The 7,248-nt window shown below is 65.7% G+C and carries 6 protein-coding genes and 1 pseudogene; 1 reads left to right on the plus strand and 6 read right to left on the minus strand.

Annotated features, from left to right (window positions below; all coding sequences use genetic code 11):
• Nucleotides 1-21: 21 nt before the first annotated feature.
• From ACIBK3_RS45865 to ACIBK3_RS45885, 5 genes are all read right to left on the minus strand, one after another.
• Nucleotides 22-1,332: an ABC transporter substrate-binding protein gene (locus tag ACIBK3_RS45865; protein ID WP_399374558.1), complete on the minus strand. Its 1,311-nt coding sequence runs from the start codon at nucleotides 1,330-1,332 to the stop codon at nucleotides 22-24.
• A gap of 210 nt (nucleotides 1,333-1,542) precedes the next feature.
• Nucleotides 1,543-2,427 carry an ABC transporter ATP-binding protein gene (locus tag ACIBK3_RS45870; protein WP_399374559.1) on the minus strand — a complete coding sequence of 295 codons (885 nt, stop codon included), beginning with the start codon at nucleotides 2,425-2,427 and terminating at the stop codon, nucleotides 1,543-1,545.
• Nucleotides 2,424-3,485: an ABC transporter ATP-binding protein gene (locus ACIBK3_RS45875; protein ID WP_399374560.1), complete on the minus strand. Its 1,062-nt coding sequence runs from the start codon at nucleotides 3,483-3,485 to the stop codon at nucleotides 2,424-2,426. Before ACIBK3_RS45875 ends, ACIBK3_RS45870 begins: the two co-directional genes overlap by 4 nt.
• Nucleotides 3,475-4,455, minus strand: coding sequence for a branched-chain amino acid ABC transporter permease (locus tag ACIBK3_RS45880; protein ID WP_399374561.1), 981 nt, complete (start codon nucleotides 4,453-4,455; stop codon nucleotides 3,475-3,477). Before ACIBK3_RS45880 ends, ACIBK3_RS45875 begins: the two co-directional genes overlap by 11 nt.
• 4 nt (nucleotides 4,456-4,459) lie before the next feature.
• Nucleotides 4,460-5,710, minus strand: coding sequence for a hypothetical protein (locus ACIBK3_RS45885; RefSeq protein ID WP_399374562.1), 1,251 nt, complete (start codon nucleotides 5,708-5,710; stop codon nucleotides 4,460-4,462).
• A 452-nt stretch (nucleotides 5,711-6,162) separates the two neighbouring features.
• Between ACIBK3_RS45885 and ACIBK3_RS45890 the strand changes: the two genes are divergently transcribed.
• Nucleotides 6,163-7,068 carry a LysR substrate-binding domain-containing protein gene (locus ACIBK3_RS45890; protein WP_399374563.1) on the plus strand — a complete coding sequence of 302 codons (906 nt, stop codon included), beginning with the start codon at nucleotides 6,163-6,165 and terminating at the stop codon, nucleotides 7,066-7,068.
• Nucleotides 7,069-7,131: 63 nt separating this feature from the next.
• Here the strand turns inward: ACIBK3_RS45890 and araD are convergent.
• A pseudogene (gene araD, locus ACIBK3_RS45895) lies at nucleotides 7,132-7,248 on the minus strand (L-ribulose-5-phosphate 4-epimerase); the annotation flags it as partial.

Below are 7,248 nucleotides of genomic sequence, written 5' to 3' on the forward strand. Positions count from 1 at the left end.
GACCACCGGCTGGGTACGGGCTCAGCCGTTCTGACCGATGCCGGCTTTGATGAGTTCCGGGACGATCTTCTTGGTCTCGTCGAACGAGATCAGCACGATGGCGTCCGGGTGCTGGGCCTTCACCTTCTCCACCTCGGCCGAGTAGTTGGCTGCGTTCGCGTCGTAGAGGACATAGGAGACGACCTTGCCGCCGGACTCCTCGTAGAAGGAGCGGACGTTCTTCGCCAAGGCCTCTCCGTAGGCGTCCTGGCGGGCGAGGATCGCGATGTCGCTGTGACCGTCCTCGCTGATGGTCTGGGCCATCACCTGCCCCTGCAGGACGTCGGAGGGGGCCGTGCGGAAGTACATGCCGTGGTCCGGGTAGGTGTCGAATGCGGTCGAGGTGTTTCCGGCCGATATCTGGACGACGCCGGCCCCGGTGATCTTGTCGATGACGGACAACGACACCGACGAGGAAGCGGCGCCGATGACGACGTCGGCACCACCGCGGAGCAGTTTGTCGGTCTCGGACGGCGCGATGTTCGGCGACCCGTCACCGGAGTCGCCCTTCAACTGCCTCACCTTCTTGCCCAGCACGCCCCCGGCCTTGTTGATTTCGTCGATGGCCAGGTCCACGCCGGCGAACTGCGGGGCGCCGAGGAAGGAGCTGTCCCCGGTGGCGGGGAGCAGAGTGCCGAACGTGAGGGTGCCGTTCCCCTTGGGGATGGGGCCGCTGACCTTCTGGTCGGCTCGGATGTGGGCCTGGTCCGGGGTGGTGCCGTTGACGTAGCGGACGTTCTTGTAGTTGTTGTCCTGCCCGAACTGGTAGATGCCGACGGTCGCCGCGGACGGGCTTCCTGTCGAGTTCAGCTCGATCGGGCCGGAGGCACCGTCGTAGTCGATGTCCGTTCCGTCGGCGAGCAGGGCGGCGCACTGCTTGAAGCTGGTGCACTTTGTCCCGCCCCTGGTGATGCCGATCTCCTGCTCGGCGATCGCCTTGCCGGAGTCGTTCTTGGCGGCGACCGCGGCCAGGGCGGAGAGGATCGTGGCGTCGTAGGCCTCCGGAGCGTAGGTGAAGTCCTTCACCTTGCTGTTGATCTTGAGGATCCGCTGCCGGAACTCGTCGCCGATCTTGCCGCCCGGCAAGGTGGCGCGCACGCCCTTGAGAGTGCCCGGCTCGAAATCACCGGAGTAGTCGGCGGTGTTGCCGTCTACGAAGTAGAGCTGGGTGCCCGCCTTGACCGGCGGTTGGCTGCCGGCCGCGGTGGGGCTGCCGTCAGAGCTGCAGGCGGCGGTCGCCAGTGCGGCGGAGGCCGAAACGGCGATACAGATGATGCGTCTCGGGAGCGACATGGGGCCTCCAGGTGTGGGTGAGGACTGTTGCCCTATCGGTGGGGTGCACGACATCGGTGTGGTGCACGGGATTGGTGTGGTGCACCACTTCGGTGGGGTGCAACGTCATTGGTGTGGGCACGACATCGGTGGGTGCGCGACCATGTCGTGGTGGATGTCAGGAGCGGACGCGAGGGGAGGACCGACCGGCAGACATGTTCGGTCGTGGTCCTAGTTCCGCCTGCCGGCAGGCGTGCCGTCTGCCTGACGGGCATGGGCCAGGGTGCCGAGATACAGCTCGATCACCCTTGGGTCACGGGCCAGCGACTGCCCGGACCCGGTGTAGGCGTTGCGTCCTTGGTCCAGAACGTATCCGCGGTCGCAGATCTGCAGGCAGCGGCGTGCGTTCTGCTCGACCATGACGACCGATACACCGGTGCGGTTGATGGCGCGGGTCTGGACGAACACCTCGTCCTGCATCGCCGGGGACAGGCCCGCTGAGGGTTCGTCGAGCAACAACACGGAGGGTTCCATCATCAGAGCCCTGCCCATGGCCACCATCTGCCGCTCGCCGCCCGACAGTTGCCCGGCCCGCTGCTTGCGGCGCCGGCCCAGCGCAGGGAACAGCTCGGTCACGAACGCAAACCGGGGTGCGAACTTCTTGGGGGTCTGATAGCACCCCATCTGCAGGTTTTCCTCGATGGTGAGCGAGGGGAAAATGTTGTTTGTTTGCGGTACGAAGCCGATCCCCTGGGATACCAGTGCGTCGGCGCGCTGGTTCGTGACCTCCTCGCCCCGCAGGCGAACCGTCCCGGTGGTGATCTTGACCAGCCCGAAGAGTGCTTTGAGCAGTGTCGACTTGCCGGCGCCGTTGGGTCCGATGATGCCGACCAACTCGCCGGGTTGGCAGTACAGGTCGGCGCCGTTCAGGATGTTGACTCCGGGGAGGTACCCGGCAATCAGATTGTCGGCGCGAAGGACCGCGCCCTCGGCCGCCCGCAGATGCCTTGTCCGCGCTGCCTGGTCGATCCTTGGGGTGTTGGGATCGGTTTCAGCCACGATCTCGCCCTGATCGGTGACCTGGGAGTCCGATGAGCCGTGAGGGGCGGAAGTCATCTCGGGACCTCCCGGTCGGCCGTCTGCTCGGCGTGGTCGTGCGCGTGCTCGACCTTGAGCACGTGTTCGAGTTCGCTGATGTCGGTGTCATGGCGAGCGCCGAGGTAGGCATCGATGACACGTTCGTCGGACATGATGGACGCGGGGGGTCCCTCGGCGATCACCTTTCCCTGGGACATGACGACCACCCAGTCGGAGATCTCTCGCACCATGTCCATGTCGTGTTCGACGAACAGGACGCTCATTCCCTGATCCCGCAGCGACTTCACATGCCCGAGCAGGGACTGCTTCAGCGCTGGGTTGACGCCGGCCATGGGTTCGTCGAGCATGACCAGCTTCGGTTCGACCATGAGCGCTCGCGCCATCTCGAGCAGCTTTCTCTGGCCGCCGGACAGGGACCCGGCGAAATCCTCCTCCTTGGCGTCGAGTTTGAACCGCTTGAGCAGGTCTCGGGCCCGGCCGGTGATGTCTCGTTCCTGCGCCCGCCACAGGGCGGGGAGCGCGGCGGCCCACAAGCGTTCGCCTCGCTGACCTGTGGCTCCCATCCGCATGTTCTCCAGTACTGTCAGTTTCGAGAGCACTCTGGTCAGCTGGAAGGTCCGGACCATGCCGAGGCGTGCCACTTTGTAGGCTGCCTTGCCTTTGAGCGGTGTCCCGTCGAAGGACCAGGAACCCGCATCGGGTTGGTCGAAGCCGGTGAGCAGGTTGAAGAACGTGGTCTTGCCCGCACCGTTGGGTCCGATCAGGGCGGTGATGACCCCACGTTGGATTTCGAGATGGTCCACGTCGACCGCGGTGAGTCCTCCGAAGGTGCGGCGGATTCCGTTCACGACCACAACGGGGTCGGGTTTGGCAGCGCCCGGCTCATGCGGCACCGACCGCAATGCGGTCAGGCACTCGCGCATCGACTTGTTCTCCCCGGCGACGGGGTCGGGGACCCTTGGCTGGGACGTATCACCGGCAGCGGAGACGTCCTTCGGTGCGGTGCCCGACGAGAGGTGGTCAGTGGGGAAGTCGTCCATGGGGAAGTCGTCAGTGGGGACGTTGTCAGTGGGCATCGAGCGCGATCTCCCTTCGATCACCGAAGATGCCTTGCGGCCGGTAGATCATCAGCAGCATCAGCACCAGTCCGACCAACATCAGCCGGACGGTGGATGCCTGGTCGGCATTCATGAACCGCGCCACGAACGGGTGGCCCGCCAACTGCGTCAAGACCGATCCGAGGAACGACAGGATCGCCCAGAACATCACCGCGCCGACGACCGGACCGAGGATCCGAGCGGCGCCACCGAGGATGAGCATGGTCAAGGCGATGAAGGTGAAGTCCAGATTGAACGTGTCGGCCTGGACCGAAGCGGCCCCGAACGCGCCCACGAAGCCGCCGGCGCATCCGACTGTTCCACCGAGGATGAGGGCCTGGATCTTGTAGCCGTAGACGTTCTTGCCCAGAGACCGCATCGCGTCCTCGTCTTCACGGATGCCCCGGAGAACCCTTCCCCACGGTGATCGCATCAGGGCCCAGACGAGCAGACTGATCATGATGACCAGGCCCCAGCCGACAATGACCGTCCACAACTCCTCCCGGCTGTAGGTCAGGAAGAAACCGTCGTAGTCCGGCAGCGGGTTGAGGCTTCGGAAACCGGCGGTGAAGCCGGTCACGCCGTCCTTGCCGTGAAAGTACGTCCGGAACGACGTCCCGAACACAAGCCGCAGGATCTCCGCCCCCGCGATGGTGACGATCGCCAGGTAATCCGCCCGAAGGCGCAGGGTCGGGATACCCAGCACCAACGCCAACGCCACGTTGAAGGCGATCGCGAGCAGAATGGCGAGGACGGTGGGAACCCCGCTCGTGGCGATCGCCGCGCCCATGATGTAGCCGCCTACCGACAAGAAGGCGGCCTGACCGAAGTTGACCAGCCCGGCGTAGCCGAACTGAATGTTCAAACCGATCGCGGCCAAGCAGAACGAGACGGCCAGATAGCCGAAGCCGTCGTGCAGTGCCCCCGTGACGGCGCCGATGACGTCCATGTCCTCACCCGATCCTCTCGGCGCGGCCGAGCAGGCCTTGTGGTCGGACGAGCAGGACCAGCACCAGCAGAACCATCGCGCCCGCGAACTTGAGTTCCGACGGGATGACCAAGGTTGAGGTCTCCACGAACAGCCCGATGATGATCGAGCCGATCAGCGCGCCCCACACCGATCCCAGACCTCCGACGCAGGTGGCGGCGAAGAGCAACAGCAGCACCTGCGCTCCCAGTTGGTAGGTCACCGATTGGGAGAATCCCAAGAACGCCCCGCTCAGTCCGGCCAGCGCGGTGCCCACGATCCACACCGTGGATATGACACGATCGACATTGATCCCCGTCGCGGAGGCCAGGGCCGGACTGTCCGACACGGCGCGCGTGGCGCGACCGAGCCGGGTGTACTGCAGAGCAAGAGTGACCGCGACGAGCGCGAGCCCGCTGATGGAGGCGATGACCAGGTCTCGCATGGTGTAGGTGAACAAGCCGAAGGCGTCTCGGCCGGCGGGCGTGACATATTCGCGGTAGGTCAGGGCGCGGCCACCTGTGAAGTACTGGTAGAAGTTCCGGAGAAGGAACTGCAGACCGATCGAGACGATCATCATGGCGACCAGTCCTGTTCCGCGGCGTCTGAGTGGCCTCCACAGACCCTTTTCGTTCAGGTAGCCGAACAGTGCCGACAGCGCTACCGCCACCGCCACCGCCACGACGATGGGCAGCCCTACGACCCGGTTGCCGAGATAGGTGGCGAATGCCCCGAAGGTCACCAGCTCGCCGTGAGAGAAGTTCGACAGTCCCGTCGTGCCGAACACCATGGACAGGCCGAGAGCCCCCAATGACAGCACCAGGCCGAACAGCAGGCCGTTGTAGATCAGTTGGGGGACCTGGTCCCACACCGTCGACACTTGACGTGTATCGGGACCGAGGGGGAAGTTGACGGCGATCGTGCTCAAGGTGCCCGTCGGCCGCAAGGTGTCCGACGCTCCGTCGCGGATCCGCACAGCATCGGGAAGCGTTCCGGTGTCCAGGATGACGGCCAGGGTGCCCGAGTCGCTGCCGGGCACAGTGATCGCGAACCGGCCTTGGTCGTCGCTGGCGCCCGTGTAGGTCTTCCCCGTGCTGGTCCGGACACTGATCTTCACCCCGGCGACCGGTGCGTTGTTGTCGGCCGAGTTGCGCAATGTTCCCCGCACGGTCCGATCACCAGCCGCGTACGTCGGAGCGCCCACTGCCACGACGCCGAGCAGGGCGATCAACAGCACGACCACTCCCCGCAGTAGTGACAGGCGAGCAGGATGGCGGCGTACGCGCCAACGCGCACGGGGTGGTGTCATGGCCTCTCCGAGGTTGCATGGCGGGAAGTCTGATCGGCCTGCGGCGGGCGGGCCGACAGGCGGCGACGACAGCGTGGGGAGACCGACGACCGATACCGATGTGCCGCGAGCCGCGTCGGGCGTACCGCAGATCTCGGGGTGGCCGAATCTCGCGGTTCTGGAATGCTATGCGCCCCCCAATGTCCGGTCCAGTCGTCGTTATCGACGCGCACTCATCGGTATTTTCGACCAATTGACTGGGTTGACACCTGTCACGGTCTCGTTGGACAGGTGGCGGGACGAGGCAGTCGCGCGGTGCCTCCATGCGGGACAGCGCATGTTTTCGCGTACGATCGGTTGTCTCAAGCGACGAATCGGTGGTCACCGGCGGCGATTGGTGCATGATGTACGACCTTCACCGGCTTCGGTTGCTGCGCGAACTCAAGCACCGCGGCACCCTGGCAGCTGTGGCTTCGGCCCTCTCGTACAGTCCCTCGACCATCTCTTCGCAGCTTTCGCAGCTGGAGGCCGAGGTGGGCGTCCCGCTCCTGGAACCTATGGGCCGCCGGGTCCGTCTGACGCCCGCGGCGGAGATGCTGGTCGGGCATATCGAGGTGATCCTGGACCGGCTCGAGCAGGCTGAGGCCGATATCGCACGGGCCAAGACCGTGCTGGAGGGGGACCTGCGGATCGCGACCTTTCAGACAGCCGCCAAGACCCTGGTCCTGCCTGCCGTAGAGCTGCTTCAGCGTGAGCATCCGCAGCTTCGCGTCCACGTGCATCAGGAGAACGAACGCACACCGCTACGGGCGCTTGTCGCGCACGAATTCGACCTGGTCATCGCCGAGGAGTACCCGGGAGAGCCTCCGTCGGCCCTGAGCGGCCTGCACACCCAGCTCCTCCTCGAGGATCCGCTATTTCTGGCCACCCCACCGGGCGGCGAGCCGCCGCACCTCGCAGCTCTCTCGCACCTGCCCTGGGTCATGGAGCCCGAGGGCAATGCCGCCAGGCGCTGGGCCAGCGCTGTCTGTCGCCAAGCCGGCTTCGAACCCCACGTTCGCTACCAGTCGACCGACCTCACCTTCCATGTGCGATTGATCGAAGCCGGGCAGGCGGTCGGCTTCCTGCCCGAACTCGCCTGGGGCGTCCACGCTCCTACAGTGACACTTACCGAGCTGACGCCGCCGAACTCTCGGCGCGTGCTCATCGCCACCCGCACCGGCAGCCACGATCATCCGGCCGTCGTTGCCGCCCGCGTCGCGCTCGACCGAATCAGCCGCAACACAAGGGATCTGAACCGGAGTTGACGCCCGAGGTCCGCGGGGGTCGTGGGCGACTGACGTCGGCAACACGCCGGCCCGGCCTTGGTCTCACCCGGAGGCCGCTGTCGCATCCGGGTTGCCGTAGTAGGCGTCGGGGCCGTGTTTGCGGGTGTAGTGGCGGTCGAGGAGGTGGCGGGGCGGGGGGGCTCCCGCCGGGGCCAGGGT

It is taken from the genome of Streptomyces sp. NPDC050287 (assembly GCF_044459385.1).
GTDB lineage: Bacteria > Actinomycetota > Actinomycetes > Streptomycetales > Streptomycetaceae > Streptomyces.

Excerpts from the sequence above, each read along its gene's own strand:
- ACIBK3_RS45890 (WP_399374563.1), top strand. The coding sequence starts at position 6,163 with ATGATGTACGACCTTCACCGGCTTCGGTTGCTGCGCGAACTCAAGCAC.
- ACIBK3_RS45880 (WP_399374561.1), bottom strand. The coding sequence starts at position 4,455 with ATGGACGTCATCGGCGCCGTCACGGGGGCACTGCACGACGGCTTCGGC.
- ACIBK3_RS45875 (WP_399374560.1), bottom strand. The coding sequence starts at position 3,485 with ATGCCCACTGACAACGTCCCCACTGACGACTTCCCCATGGACGACTTC.
- ACIBK3_RS45865 (WP_399374558.1), bottom strand. The coding sequence starts at position 1,332 with ATGTCGCTCCCGAGACGCATCATCTGTATCGCCGTTTCGGCCTCCGCC.
- ACIBK3_RS45870 (WP_399374559.1), bottom strand. The coding sequence starts at position 2,427 with ATGACTTCCGCCCCTCACGGCTCATCGGACTCCCAGGTCACCGATCAG.